22 protein-coding genes are annotated in these 20,346 nt (G+C 62.6%); 13 read left to right on the top strand and 9 right to left on the bottom strand.

Going from position 1 to position 20,346, the window contains the following annotated elements:
* Window positions 1-196: 196 nt before the first annotated feature.
* The 12 genes from ACFY68_RS07020 (at window position 197) to ACFY68_RS06965 (ending at window position 7,986) form a co-directional block, all read left to right on the top strand.
* Window positions 197-1,171 (top strand): SIS domain-containing protein, encoded by a 975-nt coding sequence (locus tag ACFY68_RS07020; protein ID WP_387524929.1) that lies wholly within the window; start codon window positions 197-199, stop codon window positions 1,169-1,171.
* Between the two features lie 15 nt (window positions 1,172-1,186).
* A complete protein-coding gene (locus ACFY68_RS07015; RefSeq protein WP_387524926.1) occupies window positions 1,187-1,711 on the top strand; it encodes a KdsC family phosphatase in 525 nt (174 codons plus the stop codon).
* 8 nt (window positions 1,712-1,719) lie between these two features.
* Window positions 1,720-2,292 (top strand): LPS export ABC transporter periplasmic protein LptC, encoded by a 573-nt coding sequence (gene lptC, locus ACFY68_RS07010; protein WP_387524924.1) that lies wholly within the window; start codon window positions 1,720-1,722, stop codon window positions 2,290-2,292.
* Window positions 2,279-2,803: a lipopolysaccharide transport periplasmic protein LptA gene (gene lptA, locus ACFY68_RS07005; RefSeq protein ID WP_346611957.1), complete on the top strand. Its 525-nt coding sequence runs from the start codon at window positions 2,279-2,281 to the stop codon at window positions 2,801-2,803. Before lptC ends, lptA begins: the two co-directional genes overlap by 14 nt.
* Window positions 2,804-3,529: an LPS export ABC transporter ATP-binding protein gene (gene lptB, locus ACFY68_RS07000; RefSeq protein WP_346611958.1), complete on the top strand. Its 726-nt coding sequence runs from the start codon at window positions 2,804-2,806 to the stop codon at window positions 3,527-3,529.
* Window positions 3,530-3,703: 174 nt separating this feature from the next.
* Entirely contained in the window at window positions 3,704-5,197 is a 1,494-nt protein-coding gene (locus tag ACFY68_RS06995) for an RNA polymerase factor sigma-54 (RefSeq protein ID WP_387524920.1), read from the top strand.
* A 79-nt stretch (window positions 5,198-5,276) separates the two neighbouring features.
* Entirely contained in the window at window positions 5,277-5,585 is a 309-nt protein-coding gene (gene hpf, locus ACFY68_RS06990) for a ribosome hibernation-promoting factor, HPF/YfiA family (protein ID WP_016485037.1), read from the top strand.
* Between the two features lie 12 nt (window positions 5,586-5,597).
* Window positions 5,598-6,062, top strand: a complete 465-nt coding sequence (gene ptsN / locus ACFY68_RS06985) for a PTS IIA-like nitrogen regulatory protein PtsN (protein ID WP_346611960.1) — start codon at window positions 5,598-5,600, stop codon at window positions 6,060-6,062.
* Between the two features lie 2 nt (window positions 6,063-6,064).
* Window positions 6,065-6,919, top strand: a complete 855-nt coding sequence (gene rapZ, locus ACFY68_RS06980; protein WP_387524916.1) for an RNase adapter RapZ — start codon at window positions 6,065-6,067, stop codon at window positions 6,917-6,919.
* 20 nt (window positions 6,920-6,939) lie between these two features.
* Window positions 6,940-7,212, top strand: a complete 273-nt coding sequence (locus ACFY68_RS06975; protein ID WP_387524913.1) for an HPr family phosphocarrier protein — start codon at window positions 6,940-6,942, stop codon at window positions 7,210-7,212.
* Between the two features lie 89 nt (window positions 7,213-7,301).
* Window positions 7,302-7,673 (top strand): type II toxin-antitoxin system RelE/ParE family toxin, encoded by a 372-nt coding sequence (locus tag ACFY68_RS06970; RefSeq protein WP_387524910.1) that lies wholly within the window; start codon window positions 7,302-7,304, stop codon window positions 7,671-7,673.
* Complete coding sequence (locus ACFY68_RS06965; protein WP_387524907.1) at window positions 7,666-7,986, top strand: helix-turn-helix domain-containing protein; 321 nt, start codon at window positions 7,666-7,668, stop codon at window positions 7,984-7,986. The genes ACFY68_RS06970 and ACFY68_RS06965 overlap by 8 nt, the downstream gene beginning before the upstream one ends.
* Window positions 7,987-8,028: 42 nt before the next feature.
* Here the strand turns inward: ACFY68_RS06965 and ACFY68_RS06960 are convergent, their stop codons facing one another.
* The 6 genes from ACFY68_RS06960 to pmbA all read right to left on the bottom strand — a co-directional run bounded on the left by ACFY68_RS06960 (window position 8,029) and on the right by pmbA (window position 13,281).
* The gene (locus ACFY68_RS06960) at window positions 8,029-8,922 is read right to left on the bottom strand and encodes a ZIP family metal transporter (RefSeq protein ID WP_387524904.1); all 894 of its coding nucleotides are present in this window, start codon (window positions 8,920-8,922) and stop codon (window positions 8,029-8,031) included.
* A gap of 11 nt (window positions 8,923-8,933) precedes the next feature.
* The gene (locus tag ACFY68_RS06955; protein WP_346611965.1) at window positions 8,934-9,545 is read right to left on the bottom strand and encodes a superoxide dismutase; all 612 of its coding nucleotides are present in this window, start codon (window positions 9,543-9,545) and stop codon (window positions 8,934-8,936) included.
* Window position 9,546: 1 nt separating this feature from the next.
* Window positions 9,547-10,008: a hypothetical protein gene (locus ACFY68_RS06950; RefSeq protein WP_387524901.1), complete on the bottom strand. Its 462-nt coding sequence runs from the start codon at window positions 10,006-10,008 to the stop codon at window positions 9,547-9,549.
* A 27-nt stretch (window positions 10,009-10,035) separates the two neighbouring features.
* Window positions 10,036-11,412 carry a class II fumarate hydratase gene (locus ACFY68_RS06945; protein ID WP_387524898.1) on the bottom strand — a complete coding sequence of 459 codons (1,377 nt, stop codon included), beginning with the start codon at window positions 11,410-11,412 and terminating at the stop codon, window positions 10,036-10,038.
* Window positions 11,405-11,806: a FagA protein gene (locus ACFY68_RS06940; protein ID WP_387524895.1), complete on the bottom strand. Its 402-nt coding sequence runs from the start codon at window positions 11,804-11,806 to the stop codon at window positions 11,405-11,407. Before ACFY68_RS06940 ends, ACFY68_RS06945 begins: the two co-directional genes overlap by 8 nt.
* A 128-nt stretch (window positions 11,807-11,934) precedes the next feature.
* The gene (gene pmbA / locus ACFY68_RS06935; protein ID WP_387524892.1) at window positions 11,935-13,281 is read right to left on the bottom strand and encodes a metalloprotease PmbA; all 1,347 of its coding nucleotides are present in this window, start codon (window positions 13,279-13,281) and stop codon (window positions 11,935-11,937) included.
* Window positions 13,282-13,546: 265 nt separating this feature from the next.
* On the opposite strand from pmbA, the gene yjgA reads away from it, so the two are divergent.
* The gene (yjgA, locus tag ACFY68_RS06930) at window positions 13,547-14,068 is read left to right on the top strand and encodes a ribosome biogenesis factor YjgA (protein WP_346611970.1); all 522 of its coding nucleotides are present in this window, start codon (window positions 13,547-13,549) and stop codon (window positions 14,066-14,068) included.
* 125 nt (window positions 14,069-14,193) lie between these two features.
* Here yjgA and tldD read toward each other — a convergent pair whose 3' ends face one another.
* Genes tldD through ACFY68_RS06915 form a run of 3 tightly spaced genes read right to left on the bottom strand, consistent with a single transcriptional unit; the run spans window position 14,194 to window position 20,309 of the window.
* Window positions 14,194-15,633, bottom strand: a complete 1,440-nt coding sequence (gene tldD / locus ACFY68_RS06925) for a metalloprotease TldD (protein WP_346611971.1) — start codon at window positions 15,631-15,633, stop codon at window positions 14,194-14,196.
* 2 nt (window positions 15,634-15,635) lie between these two features.
* On the bottom strand, window positions 15,636-16,487 hold the full coding sequence (locus ACFY68_RS06920) for a carbon-nitrogen hydrolase family protein (RefSeq protein ID WP_387524887.1): 852 nt from the start codon (window positions 16,485-16,487) through the stop codon (window positions 15,636-15,638).
* Window positions 16,488-16,499: 12 nt separating this feature from the next.
* Entirely contained in the window at window positions 16,500-20,309 is a 3,810-nt protein-coding gene (locus tag ACFY68_RS06915; RefSeq protein WP_387524884.1) for a YhdP family protein, read from the bottom strand.
* Window positions 20,310-20,346 lie beyond the last annotated feature (37 nt).

Raw genomic sequence — 20,346 nt, 5'->3', positions numbered from 1 at the left:
TGAAGGCACACACGCCCCTGGCGGGCCGAATAGCGGCGAACTATAGCACCGCTGGCAGTGCCGCCCCAAGGGCATGGCAGCAGTCGTTCAGGCCAACGACAGGCTTTGATGACATTTCCCAGGGCAATCGAAAAGATGAGCCTTTCTTCCATTGCGGCTATAATCGCCGCCTTTTCATCAGGCATCGTTATTCGACATGAGCCAATCGAGTGAGCTGATCCAGTCCGCCCAGCGCACCCTGCGCCTGGAGATCGAGGCCGTTCAAGGCTTGACGGCCAGTATCGACGCCAACTTCGTCAAGGCCTGCGAGCTGATTCTGGCAAGCAAAGGCCGGGTCGTGGTGGTCGGCATGGGCAAGTCGGGCCACATCGGCAACAAGATTGCCGCCACGCTGGCCAGCACCGGCACGCCTGCGTTTTTCGTGCACCCGGCCGAGGCCAGCCACGGCGACATGGGCATGATCACCCGTGACGACGTGATTCTTGCCCTGTCCAACTCCGGCAGCACGGCCGAGATCATCACCTTGCTGCCGCTGATCAAACGCCTCGGCATTCAGTTGATCAGCCTGACCGGCAACCCGGATTCGCCGCTGGCCCAGGCTGCCGAAGTCAATCTTGACGCCCGCGTCGCCCATGAAGCCTGCCCGCTGAACCTGGCACCCACCTCATCGACCACCGCGGCCCTGGTGCTGGGCGACGCCCTGGCCATTGCGCTGCTCGAGGCCCGCGGCTTCACTGCCGAAGACTTCGCTTTCTCGCACCCTGGCGGCGCCCTCGGCCGTCGCCTGCTGCTGAAGGTGGAGAACGTCATGCACGCCGGCGACGAACTGCCGCAGGTAGTGCGCGGAACACTGCTCAAGGACGCGCTGCTGGAAATGTCCCGCAAAGGCTTGGGCATGACCGTGGTCCTTGAAGCAGACGGCAAGCTGGCCGGTATTTTCACTGACGGCGACCTGCGCCGCAGCCTGGATCGCAACATCGACATGCACACCACCCTCATCGACCAGGTGATGACCGTGCACGGCAAGACAGCCCGCGCCGAGATGCTCGCCGCCGAGGCGCTGAAAATCATGGAAGACCACAAGATCAATGCACTGGTGGTCGTGGACCACGACGATCGCCCCACCGGGGCGCTGAACATGCACGACCTGCTGCGCGCCGGGGTGATGTAAATGAGGACGACGCAAATGAGCCAGGAATTGATGCAACGCGGCAAAGCGATCAAGCTCGCCGTATTCGATGTGGACGGCGTACTGACCGACGGTCGCCTGTACTTCCTTGAGGACGGCAGCGAGTTCAAGACCTTCAATACACTCGACGGCCAAGGCATCAAGATGCTCATGGCCTCGGGCGTGACCACCGCAATCATCAGCGGGCGCAAGACACCCGTCGTTGAGCGCCGTGCCAGAAACCTTGGTATCCCGCACCTGTTTCAGGGCCGCGAGGACAAATTGGTGGTGCTCGACGGCCTGCTGGCCGAACTGGGCCTAAGCTATGAGCAGGTCGCTTATCTCGGTGACGACTTGCCCGACCTGCCGGTGATTCGCCGGGTGGGCCTGGGCATGGCGGTGGCCAGCGCCGCGCCTTTCGTCCGCCAGCACGCCCATGGCGTGACCCAGGCGCGCGGCGGTGAAGGTGCCGCGCGTGAATTCTGTGAACTGATCATGCAGGCCCAGGGCACCCTGGACGCTGCCAACGCCAACTACCTGTAAGGCTGCCCATGCTCAGCAAGAAAGTCCGCAATATCGTGCTGCTCGGGGCCATCGCCGCCCTGCTGGTGGCGGTCGGCTACTGGAATGTCAGCCCCGAAAGCTTCCTCGACCAGCCCGTGGCCCAGGTCGACGAAAGCGCCATCGACTATTACGCGATCAACGCCCACAGTGTGCAGTTCCTGCCCGATGGCAAGCTGCAATACGAAATGACTGCCGACAAGGTCGAACACCTCAAGGCCACCGAGGTCACACTGGTGACCACCCCCGACCTGCACATGTACCGCGGCACCGAATACCCCTGGCACGTGCAGAGCGTGCGCGCCGAGGTCAACCCGGATGGCAGCGAGGTCGAACTGATCGACAACGTTCGCGTGGCGCGCACCGACGAAAAACAGCGTGAAACCATCATTACCAGCTCGCGCATGACCGTATTCCCACAGAAGCAATATGCGCAGACCGAGCAAGCCGTTAGAATCGACGGCGCCGGTGGTACAACCACGGGCAAGGGAATGAAAGCGTATTTGAAAGAAGGCAGGATGGACCTGCTCTCTAACGTAAGAGGACAGTATGAGGCTCGTTAAAACCCTCCCCCTTTTGCTCAGCCTGAGCGCAGCACTGGGAAGCGCGAGCGCCTTCGCCCTGCCGACCGACCGTGACCAGCCTATCCGCATCCAGGCCGACAACGCGCACCTGGACGACAAGCAAGGCGTGGCCACCTATACCGGTGACGTGATCATCACCCAAGGTTCGATGATGATCAAAGGCAACACCGTGACCATGACCCGCGCCGCCAACGGCGACATCGACGTGGTGACCTCGGTGGGCAACCTGGCCTACTTCGAGCAACAGCAGAGCGCCGCCAAGCCCGACAAGATGAAAGGCTGGGCCGTGACCATCCAGTACCAGGCACAGAAAGACACGGTGATCCTTACCGACCGTGCCAAGGTCGAGAACGAAGGCAACACCACCGAAGGCGAGAAGATCGTCTACAACACCAAGTCCCAGGTGGCGACCGCCGGTCGTGGCGGCAATGTCACTGCACCGCGTCAGCGCATCGACATGGTGATCCAGCCGAAGAAGAAGGCCGAGTAAATGGCAACCCTCAAAGCCCAGCACCTGGCCAAGAGCTACAAAGGGCGGCAGGTCGTGCGCGACGTCAGCCTTTCGATCGACAGCGGCCAGATCGTCGGCCTGCTCGGCCCCAACGGCGCCGGCAAGACCACCTGCTTCTACATGATCGTCGGCCTGGTCCAGGCCGACCAGGGCCGCGTTCTCATCGACAACCTGGATGTCAGCCACCAGCCCATGCACGGTCGCGCACGCGCCGGCATCGGCTATCTGCCGCAGGAAGCCTCGATCTTCCGCAAGCTGTCGGTGGCCGACAACATCATGGCCATCCTCGAGACCCGCAAGGAGCTCGACCGTGACGGCCGCCGCAAAGAGCTGGAAAGCCTGCTGCAGGAATTCCACATCAGCCACATCCGCGACAACCTCGGGATGAGCCTGTCCGGTGGCGAACGCCGCCGTGTCGAGATTGCCCGCGCCCTGGCGACCGCACCGAAGTTCATCCTGCTGGACGAACCTTTCGCCGGTGTCGACCCGATTTCGGTAGGCGACATCAAGCAGATCATCCACCACCTCAAGGCCAAAGGTATCGGGGTACTGATCACCGACCACAACGTCCGTGAAACCCTGGATATCTGCGAAACCGCCTACATCGTCAACGATGGCCAACTGATCGCAGAAGGCGACGCAGAGACCATCCTGGCCAACGAGCTGGTCAAGGAGGTTTACCTGGGGCACGAGTTCCGACTCTGATCTCCAGGCCGTGCCCGGAGCACTGCTTTGCGGCTTGACAGGGTTTAAGTTGTTAGAGTGCTCTAGGCAAACGCTACAATTTAAGGCATAAAACTTGCTTGAATTTGGCGCTTCGGCGCCCTCGTGTAGTGGATGGCGCATGCGCGCCGGCGAACAAGGTATTAAGCCCCTGCCATGAAACCATCGCTCGTCCTAAAAATGGGCCAGCAACTGACGATGACACCGCAGTTGCAACAGGCCATCCGCCTACTTCAGCTCTCCACCCTGGACCTTCAGCAGGAAATCCAGGAAGCGCTGGAGTCCAATCCGATGCTCGAACGTCAGGAAGACGGCGACGACTTCGACAACAGCGACCCGATGGCGGACAACGCCGAGAACAAACCGGCCGCCGAAGTTCAGGACAACAGCTTCCAGGAAAGCACCGCCAGTGCCGAAAACCTGGAAGACGGTGAGTGGAACGAGCGAATCCCCAATGAGCTTCCGGTCGACACGGCCTGGGAAGACATCTACCAGACCAGCGCCAGCAGCCTGCCCAGCAACGATGACGACGAATGGGACTTCACCACCCGCACGTCGGCCGGCGAGAGCCTGCAAAGCCACCTGCTATGGCAGCTGAACCTGGCACCGATGTCCGATACCGACCGCCTGATCGCGGTTACCCTGATCGACAGCATCAACGGCCAAGGCTACCTGGAAGACACCCTCGAGGAAATCTGCGCCGGCTTCGATCCAGAGCTGGATATCGAGCTCGACGAAGTCGAAGCGGTGCTGCATCGCATCCAGCAGTTCGAACCTGCCGGCATCGCGGCGCGCAACCTCGGCGAATGCCTGCTGCTGCAACTGCGCCAGCTGCCGGCCAGCACACCCTGGATGGCCGAGGCCAAACACCTGGTCACCGACTTCATCGACTTGCTGGGGGGCCGCGACTACAGCCAGCTGATGCGGCGCATGAAGCTCAAGGAAGATGAACTGCGCCAGGTTATCGAGCTGGTGCAGAGCCTGAACCCGCGGCCCGGCTCGCAGATCGAGTCCAGCGAACCGGAATACGTGGTGCCCGATGTGATCGTGCGCAAGGACAGCGACCGCTGGCTGGTCGAACTGAACCAGGAGGCGATCCCGCGCCTGCGCGTCAACCCGCAGTATGCAGGCTTCGTGCGCCGCGCCGACACCAGCGCCGACAACACTTTCATGCGCAACCAGTTGCAGGAGGCGCGCTGGTTCATCAAGAGCCTGCAGAGCCGCAACGAGACGCTGATGAAGGTGGCCACGCAGATCGTCGAGCATCAACGCGGCTTCCTCGACCACGGTGATGAGGCAATGAAGCCCCTGGTGCTGCACGACATCGCCGAGGCGGTGGGTATGCACGAGTCGACCATTTCGCGGGTGACCACGCAGAAGTTCATGCACACGCCCCGCGGGATCTACGAACTGAAATACTTTTTCTCGAGCCACGTCAGCACCTCCGAAGGCGGAGAATGCTCGTCTACGGCTATCCGCGCGATCATCAAGAAACTGGTTGCGGCGGAAAATCAGAAAAAGCCATTGAGTGACAGCAAGATCGCTGGTTTACTGGAGGCACAAGGCATCCAGGTAGCCCGTCGCACCGTCGCCAAGTACCGCGAGTCCCTCGGCATCGCACCGTCGAGCGAGCGCAAGCGATTGATGTAGCGCCTGAGATGTGCCACAGCGTTTGTGGGGCAGGTGCAAGACCTGCCTCTTTATGCACGGGCAACAAAGGAGAAGCTGTATGCAAGTCAATATCAGTGGACAGCATGTAGAAGTCACCCAGCCGCTGCGCGATTACGTGCTTGAAAAGCTCGCCCGGGTGGAGAGTCACTTCGACAAGATCACCAACGTGCAGGTCATCATGAAGGTCGAGAAGCTGCAGCAGAAGGTCGAAGCGACCTTGCAGATTCCTGGCGGTGAAGTGGTTGCCAACGCCGAAGACCAAGACATGTATGCAGCAATCGACGCCTTGGCCGACAAGCTCGACCGCCAACTGAAAAAACACAAGGAAAAACAGCAAAGCCTGCTGCAAGGTGCAGCTGCCCGCTGATCCCCCTCATCCATGATCCGACTTGAAACCATCCTGACCCCCGGCCGTTCCCTCGTGAACGTGCCGGGCGGCAGCAAGAAGCGCGCCCTTGAAATGGTCGCCACCCTGATTGCCAAGCAAGTACCCGAGCTGGCGATGCAAGACGTCTTCGACAAGCTTATCGCTCGTGAAAAGCTCGGCTCCACCGGTTTCGGCAATGGCATCGCCATTCCCCATTGCCGCATCCAGGGATGCACTGCCCCTGTCAGCGCCCTGTTGCACCTGGACGCCCCGATCGACTACGACGCCATCGATGGTGCTCCGGTCGACCTGCTGTTCGTCCTGCTGGTGCCAGAGGCGGCCACTGACGCCCATCTCGAATTGCTGCGCCAGATTGCCAGCATGTTGGATCGCAAGGAGGTTCGCGATCGCCTGCGTGGCGCCGCCAGCAGCGAGGCCCTGTACCAGGTTGTCCTGGACGTACAGAACGAGCACTGAACATGCGCCTGATCATCGTCAGCGGCCGGTCCGGCTCCGGCAAGAGCACCGCCCTCGATGTACTGGAAGACAACGGCTTTTATTGCATCGATAACCTGCCCGCCGGCTTGCTGCCGCAGTTGGCGGAAAACGCACTGATCAATACCGAGCTGCTGCAGCCGAAAGTGGCGGTGTCGATCGACGCGCGCAACCTGCCGAGCCACTTGTCGCGCTTCCCCGAACTGCTCGCGGAAGCCCGTGGCCGCCATATCCAATGCGATGTGCTATTCCTGGATGCCGACGAAGACACGCTGCTCAAGCGTTTCTCCGAAACCCGTCGCCGCCACCCGTTGACCAACGCCGACCGCTCGCTTGCTGAAGCGATACGCGTTGAAAGCGAACTACTGGGGCCGATCTCCGATCTTGCTGACCTGAAGATCGACACTACAAGCCTGAACCTCTATCAACTGCGCGACTCGATCAAGCTGCGCCTGCTCAACCAACCCGAGCCCGGCACCGCATTTCTGGTCGAGTCGTTCGGCTTCAAGCGTGGCATGCCGGTCGATGCCGACCTGGTGTTCGATGTACGCTGCCTGCCCAACCCGTATTGGAAGCCCGAGTTGCGCGAGCATTCCGGGCTGGAGCAGCCGGTCATCGACTACCTGGCCGCACAGGCGGATGTCGAGGAAATGTTCACGGACATTTCCACCTACCTGCTGAAGTGGCTGCCCCGCTTCGCCGCCAGCAATCGCGCCTACGTCACCATCGCCATTGGCTGCACGGGTGGCCACCACCGGTCGGTGTACATCACCGAACGCCTCGGCCAGTTGCTGCAAAAGTCTCTGAAAAACGTCCAGGTCCGCCACCGCGACCTCTAGCCCACAGGATCCGCCCCACGATGCCCGCCCGCGAAATTACCATCATCAATAAGTTGGGCCTGCATGCCCGGGCGGCAGCCAAGTTCGTCGGCGTCGCCGGGCGCTTCGCCTGCCAGGTACGGGTCGGCCGCGCGCCCGACAAGCTGGTAGACGGCAAGAGCATCATGGCGGTGATGATGCTGGCGGCGGGCAAAGGTACTCAGGTGCACCTGCATACCGAGGGTGAGCAGGACAATGATGCGCTGGAGGCGCTGGTGACGCTGATCAACAACTACTTCGACGAAGGCGAGTAAGCCCTCAAGTAACATCCCCTGCCAATTGTCAGGATGCAATCCGGGGTGATTGTCTTTATACCTAGATAGGTATAAATTGAGGCGATGTCATGGATGCTCCAAGACGAATCAAAGCGCTGTACTGGGTAGGGAGCAGCAAAAAAGATCTTCAGGCACTCCCTGATGACGTTCAGGACATTTTCGGCTTTGCACTGCATCAGGCGCAGGAAGGTGGCAGGCATCAGCAAGCAAAGAGTCTCAAGGGATTCACCGGTGCGGGTGTACTGGAAGTGGTGGAAGACTTCAACCGCAGTACCTATCGCGCGGTTTACACCGTCAGCTTTGGCAGCGCGGTCTATGTTCTGCATTGCTTCCAGAAAAAGTCTACCACTGGAATCAAGACCTCGAGCTACGACATGGACATGATCAAGTCGCGGCTCAAGCTGGCTCAGGCGCATTCAAGAGGTGAAAAAGATGTTTGAGATTGAAGAAGGTAGCGGCAACGTATACGCCGACCTGAACACTGCAGATGCAGGTGAAATGCTGGTGAAAGCGCACTTGGCCAGCAAGATCTGCAGCATTCTCAAGGCGCGCCACCTGACCCAGATGCAGGCTGCGGCAGTACTTGGCCTCCCCCAACCCAAAGTGTCCGATATGATGCGAGGCAAGTTCCGCGGCATCAGTGAAACCAAGATGATCGATTGCCTTGCTCGTCTTGGCCGCGACGTTCAGATCGTGGTCAAAGCTGCACCTCGCTCCCGCCGAGAAGGACGAGTGGAAGTCATCTTCGCTTGAGCAAGGCCATAATAGCAAAGCGGCTCCTGCCACCTAAGCACTTCAAGACATCGCCGTATCCATCACCATCATAAGACAGAAACCGACGCACAACCCCAGGCTGGCGAGCCGGTGATGCCCGTTGCTGCGTGACTCAGGGATGATTTCCTGTGTCACGACCAGCAACATCGCCCCCGCCGCACAGGCCAGGCCCAGTGGTAGCAGCAACTCAGCGACGTTCACCAACCATGCGCAGATAACCGCTGCCAGCGGCTCCACCAGCCCCGATGCCGCCCCAATCAGAAACGCCTTGAACCGCGGCATGCCCGCCCCTGCCAGTACCAGCGCAATGACCAGGCCCTCGGGCACATCCTGCAAGGCTATGCCCATCGCCAGGCTGTCGGCATCGGCCATGCCGCCACCGGCCGACACGCCGATGGCCATGCCTTCGGGAATGTTGTGGGCGATGATGGCGATCACGAATAACCAGATCCGCGCAGCAATCACCGGCTGATGTTCGCTGCCTGCCAACCCCTCCGGCGAAGCGCCCGATACTTTCAGATCGACGGCGAACAGGCACAGCGCGCCGAACAGCAGGCCAAAACTGATCAGGCCGCCCGCCCCCCATGGGCTGAAGCCCAGGGACTGAGCGGCATTCAGCCCCGGTATGATCAGCGAGAACGCCGTCGCCGCCAGCATCACCCCGGCACCGAAACCCAGGAGGGTGTCGGCCAGGGCGACTGGCATGTTACGGATCACCAGCACCGGTACTGCGCCCAGCGCCGTACCCAGCGCGCACAATGCGCCCCCCTCAAGGGCGCGCAACATGCGCGGTTCCAGGTCCAGCCAGGCGATGCCCCGGGCCACCAGCAGGGCCGTACCGACCAAAAGCAGCAAAGTGCCTACCGCCAGCCGAAACAGGCGCACACTGCTGACAGACATCACCTCAGAACGCATACCGGGTCGACTCACTTGCTGGCTTCGAGATAACGGCGTTCCACTTGCGCCCAATCGATGACGTTATAGAACGCACCGATGTATTCCGGGCGACGGTTCTGGTACTTCAGGTAGTAGGCATGTTCCCAGACGTCTAGGCCGAGAATCGGCGTATTGCCGTGCATCAGCGGGCTGTCCTGATTACCGCTGCTTTCCACCAACAGTTTTTTCTCCGGGGTGACGCTGAGCCACGCCCAGCCGCTACCGAAGCGGGTCAGCGCCGCTTTGGTGAAAGCTTCCTTGAACGCCTCGAAACCGCCGAGCTCGGCCTCGATGGCCTTGGCCACTTGGCCCTGTGGCTGGCCGCCGCCCTGTGGCGACATGACTTTCCAGAACAGCGAATGGTTGGCATGACCACCACCATGGTTGGTCACCGCGCCACGGAGGTTTTCCGGCAACTGCTTGACCGCGCCGACCAGCTTTTCAACCGGCCATTCGGCCCACTCGGTACCTTCGACAGCCGCATTCAGGCCGTTGACGTAGGTCTGGTGGTGCTTGGTGTGGTGGATTTCCATGGTCTGGGTATCGATGTGCGGCTCGAGCGCATCGTAGGCATAGGGCAACGCAGGCAAGGTATGGGGCATATCAATGGATTCCGTAAGTTGGGGTACTGGACAACAGGTCCGTCTGCGCAGCCAGTTCGCTGGCTGCGGGCGCCTGGCGATTGAGCAGGCGCTCAGTGCGTGGATACTGGCCGTAGTCGGCGATGAAACTCAGCAACTCGGTATAGGTGCGCCCGCTGTGGCGCAGCGCGGCATCCCGCAGCGCCTGGGGCAAGCGTGCCTCCTGGCTGGCCTGAAGCAGGCGCTGATGAGCGGCGCACAGGTAATCGGCGCTTTCCTGCGGCTGGTTCAGCCGCAGGTGCAGATCGGCCAGGTTGTGGTGGGCGATGACGAACGCCGCCACCGCTTCGTCGATGTCATGCCAGCGCTCGAACAGCACCTGGGCCAGGGCCAGGGCTTGCAGGTAGTACTCCCTCGCATCGACCAGCTCGCCTTGTTCAAACAAGCGGTTGGCGATTTCCGTGGTGCGTTTCCAGTGCTGCATGACTTGCCTCCTGCGCGCTGGCGCGGATCAGATGCCGCCAGCAGTGAGTTTTTCCGGGTCCAGCAGCGCCTCGAGCTGATCGCGCGACAGGTCGGTGTGCTCCAGCGCCACGTCGATGATCGGCCGGCCCTGCTTGTAGGCGGTCTTGGCGATTTCGGCGGCCTTGAGGTAGCCGATGATCGGGTTCAGCGCGGTGACCAGGATCGGGTTGCGGGCCAGTGCTTCCTTGAGCTTGCCTTCGTTGACCTTGAAGGTGGCGATGGCCTTGTCGGCCAGCAGGCGGCCGGCGTTGGCCATCAGCTCGATGCTCTCAAGCAGGTTGCGGGCGATGACCGGCAGCATCACATTGAGCTCGAAATTGCCCGACTGGCCTGCTACAGCGATGGTCGCGTCGTTACCGATCACTTGGGCAGCGACCATGGCAGTGGCTTCCGGGATTACCGGGTTGACCTTGCCTGGCATGATCGATGAGCCCGGCTGCAGGCCTTGCAGTTCGATTTCACCCAGACCTGCGAGCGGGCCGGAGTTCATCCAGCGCAGGTCGTTGGCAATCTTCATCAACGCCACGGCAGTGGTCTTTAGCTGGCCAGACAGCGCAACAGCGGTGTCCTGCGAGCCGATCAGGGCGAACAGGTTTTGCCCCGGCGTGAATTCGACCCGGGTCAAGGCGCTCAGCTGACGGGCGAAACCGGCGGCGAACTCCGGGTGGGCGTTTATCCCGGTACCTACGGCGGTACCGCCCTGGGCCAGGGCCTGCAGGCTCGGCAAGGTCGCTTCGATATGTGCCTTGGCAGCGTTGACCTGCGCAGCCCAACCGTCGAGCACCTGGCTCATGCGCACCGGCATGGCGTCCATCAGGTGGGTACGGCCGGTCTTAACGTACTGATGCACCTGCACCGACTTGGCCTCGATTACCTGCACCAGGTGACCCAGTGCCGGCAGCAGCTGCTCATGCAGTGCCAGCGCGGCACTGACGTGAATGGTGGTCGGGATGATGTCATTGCTGCTCTGGCCACAGTTGACGTGGTCGTTGGCATTGACCGGCTCACTGTGCAGGCGGCTGGCAAGCGTCGCGATCACCTCGTTCGCATTCATGTTCGAGCTGGTGCCGGAGCCGGTCTGGTACACGTCGACCGGGAAGTGCTGGATGAAATCGCCAGCCAGCAGTTGCTCGACCGCCTTGACGATGGCCTGGCCCTGCCCTGCGCTGATCTGCTCCAGTTCGATGTTGGCCTTGGCCGCTGCGGCCTTGGCCAGCAGCAGGGCACGGATGAACTGGGCCGGCATGCGCTGGCCGCTGATCGGGAAGTTGTCGACCGCGCGCTGGGTCTGGGCGCCGTACAGGGCCTGGGCCGGCACCTGCAGCTCACCCATGCTGTCACGCTCGATACGGGTATCACTCATCATCAAATCCTTGCATCAGTTCATCGGGAGAAATCGATGGCAGCAACCGGCAGTTGGCCAGTTGCAGGGCGTAGGTCTGCCAACGCAGGTTGTGTTCGCGGCGGTCGAGGTTGCGCAGGTCGAGCAACGGGCGCCAGGCCTGGTCCAGGCACAGGCAGCGCCAATGCCACGGCAGCATGCGGTCGCACGCGGTATCCAGCAGCAGGCGGAAAGAGGTCAGCGCCACCGTCCATGGCGAGGTTTCGGTACAGCACACCAGGTAGCGGCCTTCGGCCAGGTAGTGCTCGATCAGACGCGGCTCGTCAGGTTCGAGCGCGCAACGGATGCGCCGGCTGAGCCAGCGCCAGTTTTCCAGGTAGGGCAGTTCGTGGAGGACGGTTTTCATGAACATCATCGCCGGAGTTACTGGATAATGATATTCATTATTAAGTGATAAACAGAATCACTTCAAGTGTGGATTGATGAAAGAAAAAACCCGGCGCGGTGGCCGGGTTTCTGGAGCATGCTCGCAACGCCGAGTGTTCAGCTACCTGCAACGGTCATCCGCTCGATCAGCACCGAGCCCGTATGAATGTTGCTACGAGTTTCAAGATCGCTGCCAATTGCGACAATTTGCTGGAACATGTCCTTCATGTTGCCGGCGATGGTGACTTCCTGCACCGCGTGCTGGATCTCGCCATTCTCGACCCAGAAGCCCGCAGCACCGCGGGAATAATCGCCAGTGACCATGTTCAGGCCGTGGCCCATCAGCTCGGTGACCAACAAGCCGCGACCCATGCGCCGAATCAGTGCTGCCTGGTCCTCAACGCCGTGGGTGACGTACAGGTTGTGCACCCCACCCGAGTTGGCCGTGCTCGGCAGCCCCAGCTTGCGACCGGAGTAAGTGCCCAGCAGGTACGAGACCAATTCGCCTTTGTCGACGAACGGTTTGGCATAAGTCGCCAGGCCATCACCGTCGAACGCGGCACTGCCCAAGGCACGCGGGATGTGTGGGCGCTCATCGAGGGTCAGCCAGGTAGGGAACAGGCGCTGGCCCATGGCCCCCTCGAGGAAGGACGATTTGCGGTACAGATTGCCGCCGGAAATAGCCGACAGGAAGCTGCCGAACAGGCCGCCGGCAAGCTCGGCAGAGAACAGCACAGGTACTTCACAGGTTTTCACCGGGCGCGCACCCAGGCGGCTGGCGGCGCGCTCTGCGGCGCGCTGGCCAATGCTGCGCGGGTCGGCCAACAAGTTGCCCTGGCGGTTCACGTCATACCAGTAATCACGCTGCATCTGCCCCTCGCCTTCGGCGATCATCACGCAGCTCAGGCTGTGCCGGGTCGATGCGTAGCCACCGATAAAACCATGGCTGTTGCCGTACACGCGGCACCCCTGGTGCGTATTGAGGGTAGTGCCATCGGCGTTGAGGATGCGCGGGTCGGCATCGAATGCTGCCGCCTCGCAGGCCAGCGCCATCTCGATGGCTTTCTCAGGCTCGATGTCCCAGTCATGGTAGAGGTCCAGGTCGGGGATATCGCGGGCCATCAGCGCCGCATCAGCCAGGCCCGAGCACTCGTCTTCGGAGGTGTGCTTGGCAATGGCCAAGGCAGCGGCAACGGTTTCGCGAATGGCGTCCGGGCCGCTGGCCGAGGTGCTGGCCGAGCCTTTGCGCTGGCCAACATAGAGGGTGATGCCAAAGCCCTGATCGCGGTTGAATTCGACCGTCTCGACCTCGCGTTGACGCACCGTGGTGGACAGGCCTTGCTCCAGCGATACCGCCACTTCGCAGGCACTGGCGCCCTGCCGGCGCGCCTCGGCGATGATCGCTTCGACCTGCTCCTGCAACGCTGGCAGGTCTTTCGGGCCTACGCTCTGGACTGCACTCATGGTTTTCTCCACTCAAATTCTGCGTTCGGCGGGGGTCATTCTACGACCGGGCCGGACAAGCGGCCCCCGACTGGTTATGATGGCGGCAATTTCTATGCCTTGTATGAAAAGTGCCTGCGCGACGCTCATGCTGCGTTGAAAACAGGCTCGGAATGCTCATTTACAATCAGTAAAGTCGAGCGCGACTCCGACCGTTCCTCGCCTGTTTTCGCCTTGCCTGAACGCCGCTCGGCGACTTTTCATACAACCCAAGCGGACTGCCACCATGGTTGATTCATACGACGACGCCTTCGACGGCGAAAAAAGCAAAACCCAGATCAAGCGCGAGCTGCATGCGCTGGTCGAACTCGGCGAACGCCTGACCACGGTCAAGGCCGATACCCTGGCACGCCTGCCGTTGACCGACGAGCTGCGCAAGGCCCTGGCCGAAGCCTGCAAGCACACCGCCCATGGCGCACGCAAACGGCACATGTCGTTCGTCGGCAAGTTGATGCGCGACCAGGACCTGGACGCCATCCACGCGGTGCTCGACCAGATCGACAGCTCCAGCCGCCAGTACAACGAGCGCTTCCACAGCCTGGAACGCTGGCGCGACCGCCTGATCGACGGTAACGACGAAGACCTTGAGCGCTTCGTCAACGAGTACCCCGACACTGACCGTCAGCAGCTGCGCTCGTTGATCCGTCACGCCCAGCACGAAAAAGCGCGAAACAAACCGCCTGCCGCTGCGCGTAAGGTCTTCAAGTACATCCGCGACCTCGACGAGCTTCAGCGCGGCCTGCGCTGACGCCTGGGAAGTGGGGGCCTGTGGGAGCGGGCTTGCCCCGCGAACACCGGCGAAGCCGGTGCCAGCCACTACCGCGTGAGCTTCTTCGCGGGGCAAGCCCGCTCCCACAAAGCCCCCCAGCGCCATCAAGCCCCCGTGCCGCCCACAGTGATCGCGTCCAGCTTCAGCGTCGGCTGGCCAACGCCCACCGGCACCGACTGCCCATCTTTCCCGCATGTGCCCACGCCACTGTCCAGCGCCAGGTCGTTACCGACCATCGATACCCGGCTCATGGCCTCAGGCCCGTTGCCGATCAGCGTGGCGCCCTTCACGGGTGCAGTGATCTTGCCGTCTTCGATCAGGTAGGCTTCGCTGGTCGAGAACACGAACTTGCCGCTGGTGATATCCACTTGCCCGCCGCCCAGGTTGGCGCAGTAGATGCCTTTTTTCACCGAGGCGATGATTTCCTGCGGGTCGCTTTCGCCGGCACGCATGTAAGTGTTGGTCATGCGGGGCATCGGCAAGTGGGCGTAGGATTCGCGCCGGCCATTGCCGGTCACGGCCATGCCCATAAGCCGTGCATTGAGCTTGTCCTGCATGTAGCCCTTGAGCACACCGTTCTCGATCAGCGTGGTGCATTCGGTCGGGGTACCTTCGTCGTCGACACTCAACGAGCCACGGCGGCCTTCGAGGGTGCCATCGTCGACGATGGTGCACAGGCTCGAAGCGACCTTCTCACCAATCCGGCCACTGAACGCCGAACTCCCTTTGCGGTTGAAATCGCCTTCCAGGCCATGCCCGACCGCTTCGTGCAGCAGCACGCCCGACCAGCCCGAACCTAGCACCACAGGCAAGGTGCCGGCCGGCGCGGGGATCGCCTCAAGGTTCACCAGCGCCTGACGAAGCGCCTCACGGGCATAACCCATGACCCGCTCCTCGGTGAAGAAGCGGTAGTCGGTACGCCCGCCACCGCCCTGCCCGCCGCGCTCACGGCGGCCGTTCTGTTCGACGATGACGCTGACGTTGAAGCGCACCAGCGGCCGCACATCGGCAGCCAGGCTACCGTCGGCGGCGGCAATCAGAATGCGCTCCCAGACCCCGGCCATGCTCACGCTGACCTGCTGGATACGCGGGTCCAGCGCGCGCGTAGCAGCATCCACACGCTTGAGCAGCTCGACCTTTTCGGCGCGGCTAAGCACGTCCAGCGGGTTATCAGGGGCATACAGGGCCGTGACGTCCTGGCTGCGGAAAGCCTGAACGGTGCCATTCTGGCCCGCGCGGGAAATCGACCGGGCGGCACGGGCAGCGGAGGTCAGCGCCTCGAGGTTGATCGCGTTACTGTAGGCAAAACCGGTTTTTTCACCCGACTGGGCACGCACCCCGACGCCCTGGTCGAGGTTGAAGCTGCCCTCTTTGACGATGCCGTCCTCCAGCGCCCAGGTCTCCGAGATCTGGCCCTGGAAATACAGGTCGGCGGCGTCGATGCCGGGGCCTGCCAGCTCGCCCAGCACAGCCTGCAGGCTGTCCAGGGTCAGTCCGCCTGGGGCCAGGAGCTGATCGCTGACGGTGGATAACATCTGGCTCATAGTCACTCCGAGGTGTGCGCAGGCCGCAAGGCGTCCTGCGAGAAAAAGCGCCGGTGCGAGGCAACCGGCATGCGCGCCCGAATGGACGCTTGTTCATTACTGTCGCGCTCGGCGAGCAATACCGCTTCGCCTTGCGCCTGTTCGGCGACGATCCGCCCCCAGGGGTCGATGATCGCCGCGTGGCCGTGGGTGTCCCGCGGGCCTGGATGGGTGCCGCCCTGGGCTGCAGCCAACACATAGCACTGGGTCTCTATGGCCCGGGCGCGAATCAGCACTTCCCAATGCGCAGCCCCTGTGACCGCAGTGAACGCGGCCGGTGCCGTGATCAGCTCCGCGCCGGCAGCGCGCAGGGCGCTGTACAACTCGGGGAAGCGCAGGTCATAGCATACGGTCAAACCCAAACGCCCGACCGGGGTATCGGCCACCACTACCTGAGCGCCATGGGCGTAGTCGTCGGACTCGCGGTAACGGCCACGGTTATCAGCCACATCCACGTCGAACAGGTGCAGCTTGTCGTAGCGCGCCACCACATCGCCGTGCTCATCGATCAGCAGCGAGCAGGCATGCGCCTTGGCCTCGGGCTGGTCGGCAGGCGGCAGCGGCAAAGTGCCGGCCACTATCCATAATCTGAGGTCGCGTGCCGTGCGTTTCAACCATGGCAGGATCGGGCCTTCACCCAGTGCTTCGGCACGGCCGATCGCGGCAGCGTCCTTTCGGCCCATTGCCGCGAAGTTCTCGGGCAGCACCGCCAGCTGCGCTCCACCGAGTGCCGCCTGCTCGAGCAAGGCACCCGCACGCTGCAGGTTGGCCAGCACATCGTCCTGGCTGACCATCTGGATGACCGCTACCTTCATGGGCACTCCTGACTACTTGTTGAAGGGTTTCACAAAGGTGATTCTAGGCTCTTTCCACGGCCCCTCGACGCGATAGTGCACGCTGGCGAAGCGCGAAACGCGGTCACCGATCAGCCGATCAACCAGGAACAGCGCGCCACCGACCGCTGGCGCGCCCACAATCAGGGCTGCGAGCGGCAGGTTATTGGTGACTGGCAGGGACACCTGCAGGTTGGCATTGACCCGGTCGCGAACCATGTCCAGGGTGCCGTCGAGCTCAAAGTTGCTCGAAGGGCCGGTCACGCTGATCGGTTCGCGTGTGACATAGACGCCGTCACTGGCCACCAGCAGGCCCTTGACCCGGTCATAGGCCAGGCCCTTGTCGAACAGGTCGGAAAAGTCCAGCCGCAGGCGCCGGCCGATGGAGTTGAAGTTGAGCAGGCCGAACACGCGCAGGGCCTGGGCTCCGCCCTCCACCTCAACGAACTGGCCAGTGCGCAGGGCCGCATCCATGCTCCCCGAGAAGCGCTTGAGGCCAACCCAGGCCGGCGAGCCCGGCCAACGGCCATCCACGTCCAGGCGGAAGTCACGGCTGGTCACGGTGGGCGCGAAGCCCCAAGCCTTGAGTACATCGGCCAGGTTCTTGCCATCCAGGCGGCCCTTGTACCAACTGCTGGTGGCACCCGTTTGCCCTTCCCATCCGCCGCTGCCGTCGATGTGCAGGCCTTTGAAGTCGAGGTCGATGTCCTGCGCCGCCACACCACGAGCCGTCGGGCGCAGCTTCAGCGCCACGTTGCCGTACAGGTCGTCACCGCGGTACAGCTTGTCGATGGTCAGGTCCAGCGCCGGCACCTTGCGCGGGTCGAACGAGGCCAGCGGGTCGGGGCCTTCTTCGGCCTGTGCTTCTGCCGGGTCGGCTGCCGGCAGGCGCAGGGTTTGCAGGCGCACGGTCATCGCTGCGGCCTTGGCATCCGGCAGGCGTGCGTTACCGATGACTTCTTTGCTGTCCAGGCGCAGATCCCACGCGGGGCCACCACGGGCCAGGCGCACCACGGCCTGGTTGAGGTCCATGCCGAAGGCTTTCAGTTGGCCGATGCTCAGGTCGACGCTCTGCAGATTCTGCCGGGCATTACCGCCAGGGTCGTCACCAGCAAACCGTGCCATCTGCGCCTGCCACGGTTCCAGGTCCAGGCTTTCGAGGCGCCCGCGCACGCGCAAGCCCTGGCCCGCTGGCACCTGCGCTTCACCGGTGCCCAGCAGCAACTCGCCACGGCCCTGGTCCAGCTTGTCGCTCGGTGCTGCATAGGCAAAGCGGGCAAGGTTGGCATACGCCGCATCGAAACGCCGCTCCGTGCCCTGCAGGTTCATGCTGAAACGGCTGTCGCGGGTATCGGCCGCTGCCTTGCCGAACGGTGCTGGCAGGTCGATGGCCAGGCCCTTGAGCGACGAGTTGACGCTGAGGCTGTTGTCGCGGCTGCCCAGGTTGACCTGCAACTGGTACGGAATATCGCCGGAAGCTGGCAAGTTCTGCTTGAACTTCAACCAGTCGGTAAGGGCCTGTAGCGACACCTGGCCACTGGCGTTGATGCGCGTCTGCATCTGGCCGGGCTGCCCTTCGGCGCTGATCTGCGCGGTCACAGGCTTGCCGAATGCCTGCAGGGCGATGTTCTTGCCGCTCAAGCCCTTGTCGATATCAAAACTGAAGTCGCCTTTCAGGCGGTTCAGTTCAAGGCTCGGCGGTGCCACCTTGAGCCGGGCATCGGCGGTGGCGAAGTCCACCAGCACCTTCGGCTTCTCACCATGGGCCAGCGGGATATCGAGTTTGACCTTGCCCTTGAGCGGCCCCTCGCCCTCCCAGCCGGCAAAGATTTCACCCGTACCGATCGGCGCTTCCTTGAGAATTTTCAGGCCATCGCCAAGCTTGCCGTCGAAATTGCCATCGAGGTACAGGTGGCTATGCTGCTCGCCGTCGACATGGGGGATATTCACGCTTACATCGCTGACCTGGGTATCCAGCAACAGCCCTTTGCTGGCCGTGATGCGCACGCCGCTGTCCTCGATCAGCACATCACCGTCCACATGCTGCACCTGCGGCCAGCCAGGCTGGAAGTCCAGTGCGGCGTCGTGCACCTTGAAGAACAGGCTTATGCTGCGGGCTTCAGGGCTGGCACCGTGGTTCAGTGAGCCCTGGTACTGGAAGTAGCCTTGATCAACGTTACCTTTGACGATGGCGCTGCGCAGCCACTCGTCGAGCGCCGGGCTGAGCACCTCGGGCAGGTATTTGGCGGTGTAGCGGCCATCCCCCTCGGTCATGCCGACGCGCAAGTCCATGTAGCTCTCGCTGCCCTCCTTGAACAGCAGGCGGATCAGAAAATCGCCGGCGATCTTGCCCTCCTCGCCGAGTACCTTGAGGTAAGGGGCGACCAGGGTGAAGCCGTCTTTGTCCAGGGCATAGGTCAAGCGTGCGTTGGCTTTCTGGTAATGCCAGGGCTTGGCGAAGATCGGGTACAGGTGCAGCATGAATGCGTCAGTATCCAGGCGCAGCTCGCCATGCCCCAGGTCGCCGCTGATGCTACCGCTCACATTGCCTGCCGCCGGGGCGCCGTGATAGGCGTCAAAGCCGACCTTCTCCAGGTTGGCGGCGAACTGCAGCCGCTCGTTGCCTTCAGCCTTGGGGCGGATATCCAGGCGCACATTGCGCACGGCACCGGTCACCTTCAAGGCATCGACTACGGCCATGAGGTTGTCAGGCAACGGCGCCAAGGCATTGATCAGCGGGGTGAGCGGGGTGAGGTCGAGGCGGTCCGCCTGCACCTGCCAGGTCTCGCCTGCGGGGTCTTCGCCGGGGCGCTGACGCAGCTGCAGGTGCGACTCCCAACGGTCTTTGCCGATGCTGGCGGCAAGCGAGTCGACGACCACATCGAAGCCTTGCTCACGGCGCTGGAACCATGCCGACACGGCCAGGTTGTCCAGGGTGACCGCCTTGCGCTCGGCATACGCTCCCCGCAGTTGAGGCGCATTGAGGCGGACCACCGCCTGTTCAAGTTGGCCTTTGCGCCAGTCGACCCAGAACTCACCACCAGCACGCAGCGCCTGCGCCTGCCACTGGCCCAGCACGCGTGGTGGCAGCCAGCGTGCCCAATCGCTTTGCGGCAGGCTCAGGTACGCTTCGACCTGGGCGTCACGCCAAGCCTTGGCGGTGGCGCGGCTGCGCAGGTTGATTGCCAATGGCTGGCCGTCTGGCAAAGTTGCGCGCACGTCCAGCGCCTGGCGCGAGGGACCGGCCTGCAGGCCAAGGCTGACATAGGTCAGGGTCAGCGGATCACGCTGCCAGGGCTGCAGGGTGACCTGGCTGTCGAAGACGTCAATGCGCCCCAACTGGCGCAGTTGCTGCAGCACCGCTTCAGGGTCCAGTGGCGCGTCGTCCTTTTTCGGCAACCCTTCGAGGGCCCAGCCGCCCTGCTCGTCTTCGCGCAGGATCAGTTGCAAGCCAGCCAACTGGATATGCGCCAGGCGCACTTCGCGAGACGTCAGGCTGGCCCACAGGTCGGGCACCAGCTTTACGTCATCCAGGCGCAGCGCCGAGGCGCCCTCGCCCAACTGCAGGTCACGCACACGCAGCACCGGCGCCAGGCCACTCCAGCGCCCTTCGAGTGCACCCACATGCACCGGCAGGCCCAACGCCTGCTCGGCCTTGCTTTCAAGGTCGGCGCGGTACTCGGCCACCAGTGGCACCAGCTCGCGCCCGAGGCTCACGTACAGCGCCACCAACACGGCCAGCAGTGCACAGATACCCAGGCCCCAGCGGGTCAAGGCGACAAGAACGCGGTTCAGACGTCCCATGGCCACTGCCCTCCAGGTCGTTTATCCATGATGGCTG

The sequence above is a fragment of the Pseudomonas sp. NPDC012596 genome, assembly GCF_042902325.1.
Classification (GTDB): domain Bacteria; phylum Pseudomonadota; class Gammaproteobacteria; order Pseudomonadales; family Pseudomonadaceae; genus Aquipseudomonas.
Note: the sequence above shows the minus strand (reverse complement) of the source record. Positions and strands in the feature narration are given on the sequence as shown.

Excerpts from the sequence above, each read along its gene's own strand:
- ACFY68_RS07020 (WP_387524929.1), top strand. The coding sequence starts at position 197 with ATGAGCCAATCGAGTGAGCTGATCCAGTCCGCCCAGCGCACCCTGCGC.
- ACFY68_RS07015 (WP_387524926.1), top strand. The coding sequence starts at position 1,187 with ATGAGCCAGGAATTGATGCAACGCGGCAAAGCGATCAAGCTCGCCGTA.
- lptC (WP_387524924.1), top strand. The coding sequence starts at position 1,720 with ATGCTCAGCAAGAAAGTCCGCAATATCGTGCTGCTCGGGGCCATCGCC.
- lptA (WP_346611957.1), top strand. The coding sequence starts at position 2,279 with ATGAGGCTCGTTAAAACCCTCCCCCTTTTGCTCAGCCTGAGCGCAGCA.
- lptB (WP_346611958.1), top strand. The coding sequence starts at position 2,804 with ATGGCAACCCTCAAAGCCCAGCACCTGGCCAAGAGCTACAAAGGGCGG.
- ACFY68_RS06995 (WP_387524920.1), top strand. The coding sequence starts at position 3,704 with ATGAAACCATCGCTCGTCCTAAAAATGGGCCAGCAACTGACGATGACA.
- hpf (WP_016485037.1), top strand. The coding sequence starts at position 5,277 with ATGCAAGTCAATATCAGTGGACAGCATGTAGAAGTCACCCAGCCGCTG.
- ptsN (WP_346611960.1), top strand. The coding sequence starts at position 5,598 with ATGATCCGACTTGAAACCATCCTGACCCCCGGCCGTTCCCTCGTGAAC.
- rapZ (WP_387524916.1), top strand. The coding sequence starts at position 6,065 with ATGCGCCTGATCATCGTCAGCGGCCGGTCCGGCTCCGGCAAGAGCACC.
- ACFY68_RS06975 (WP_387524913.1), top strand. The coding sequence starts at position 6,940 with ATGCCCGCCCGCGAAATTACCATCATCAATAAGTTGGGCCTGCATGCC.
- ACFY68_RS06970 (WP_387524910.1), top strand. The coding sequence starts at position 7,302 with ATGGATGCTCCAAGACGAATCAAAGCGCTGTACTGGGTAGGGAGCAGC.
- ACFY68_RS06965 (WP_387524907.1), top strand. The coding sequence starts at position 7,666 with ATGTTTGAGATTGAAGAAGGTAGCGGCAACGTATACGCCGACCTGAAC.
- ACFY68_RS06960 (WP_387524904.1), bottom strand. The coding sequence starts at position 8,922 with ATGCGTTCTGAGGTGATGTCTGTCAGCAGTGTGCGCCTGTTTCGGCTG.
- ACFY68_RS06955 (WP_346611965.1), bottom strand. The coding sequence starts at position 9,545 with ATGCCCCATACCTTGCCTGCGTTGCCCTATGCCTACGATGCGCTCGAG.
- ACFY68_RS06950 (WP_387524901.1), bottom strand. The coding sequence starts at position 10,008 with ATGCAGCACTGGAAACGCACCACGGAAATCGCCAACCGCTTGTTTGAA.
- ACFY68_RS06945 (WP_387524898.1), bottom strand. The coding sequence starts at position 11,412 with ATGAGTGATACCCGTATCGAGCGTGACAGCATGGGTGAGCTGCAGGTG.
- ACFY68_RS06940 (WP_387524895.1), bottom strand. The coding sequence starts at position 11,806 with ATGATGTTCATGAAAACCGTCCTCCACGAACTGCCCTACCTGGAAAAC.
- pmbA (WP_387524892.1), bottom strand. The coding sequence starts at position 13,281 with ATGAGTGCAGTCCAGAGCGTAGGCCCGAAAGACCTGCCAGCGTTGCAG.
- yjgA (WP_346611970.1), top strand. The coding sequence starts at position 13,547 with ATGGTTGATTCATACGACGACGCCTTCGACGGCGAAAAAAGCAAAACC.
- tldD (WP_346611971.1), bottom strand. The coding sequence starts at position 15,633 with ATGAGCCAGATGTTATCCACCGTCAGCGATCAGCTCCTGGCCCCAGGC.
- ACFY68_RS06920 (WP_387524887.1), bottom strand. The coding sequence starts at position 16,487 with ATGAAGGTAGCGGTCATCCAGATGGTCAGCCAGGACGATGTGCTGGCC.
- ACFY68_RS06915 (WP_387524884.1), bottom strand. The coding sequence starts at position 20,309 with ATGGGACGTCTGAACCGCGTTCTTGTCGCCTTGACCCGCTGGGGCCTG.